The organism is Streptomyces sp. NRRL F-5650 (assembly GCF_000721365.1).
Classification (GTDB): Bacteria; Actinomycetota; Actinomycetes; order Streptomycetales; family Streptomycetaceae; genus Streptomyces; species Streptomyces ardesiacus.
This window is the reverse complement of record NZ_JOGV01000136.1, coordinates 1-1,018: the sequence shown is the minus strand read 5'-3', so window position 1 is coordinate 1,018 and position 1,018 is coordinate 1. Positions and strand designations below refer to the sequence as shown.

The window sequence follows — 1,018 nt, the reverse complement described above, 5'->3', positions numbered from 1 at the left end:
CCTGGCTCTGGTGTTTTCGGGTCAGGGGTCTCAGCGGTTGGGTATGGGGCGTGAGTTGGTGGGTTTGCCGGGGTTTGGTGAGGTGTTCGGTGAGGTGTGTGATGCGTTTGACGGGTTGTTGGAGGTGCCGTTGCGTGAGGTGTTGTGGGCTGAGGAGGGGTCGGATGCTGCGGCGTTGATGGACGAGACGGTGTATACGCAGGCGGGTTTGTTTGCTTTTGAGGTGGCGTTGTTCCGGTTGTTGGAGCGGTGTGGGGTGCGTCCTGATTTCGTGATGGGTCATTCGGTGGGTGAGTTGGCTGCTGCGTGTGTGGCGGGGGTGTGGTCGCTGGGGGATGCGGTGCGGGTGGTTGCTGCGCGTGGTCGTTTGATGCAGGCGTTGCCGGCGGGTGGGGTGATGGTGTCGTTGGAGGCGTCGGAGGAGCAGGTGCTGGGGTGGATTGCTGGTGCGGGGGTGGGGGGTTCGGTGTCGGTGGGTGCGGTGAACGGTCCGTCGTCGGTGGTGGTTTCGGGTGCTGGGGCGGGTGTGGGGAGGGTGGTGGAGCTGGCTGGTGAGGCGGGGTGTCGTTCGCGGCGGTTGCGGGTGAGTCAGGCGTTCCATTCGCCGTTGGTGGAGCCGGTGCTGGAGGAGTTCGCGGCGGTGTTGCGGGGGGTGTCGTTCAGTGAGCCGGGGATTGCTGTGGTGTCGAATGTGACGGGTTCGGTGGCGGGGGCGGAGTTGGCTTCGGTGGAGTACTGGGTGCGTCATGCCCGGGAGGCTGTGCGGTTCGGGGATGGTGTGGAGTGGTTGGTGGGTCGGGGGGTGACCGAGTTTGTCGAGGTGGGTCCCGAGGCGGTGTTGTCGGGTCTGGTGCAGGGGCGTGGTGAGGGTGTGGTGGCGGTTCCGTCGGTGCGGGTGGGGCAGGGTGAGGTGGTCTCGTTCGTCCGGGGGCTGGCGCGTCTGTATGCGCGGGGGGCGGTGGTGTCGTGGCCGGGGCTGCGTCCCGGACGGCGGGTCGCGTTGCCCACGTACGCCTTC

The 1,018-nt window shown here is 66.9% G+C and carries 1 protein-coding gene; it reads left to right on the top strand.

The window, feature by feature from the left end:
• Window positions 1-10 precede the first annotated feature (10 nt).
• Window positions 11-1,018, top strand: a 1,008-nt coding sequence (locus tag IG88_RS39805; RefSeq protein ID WP_267884683.1) for an acyltransferase domain-containing protein, incomplete at its 3' end; no start/stop codon positions are given.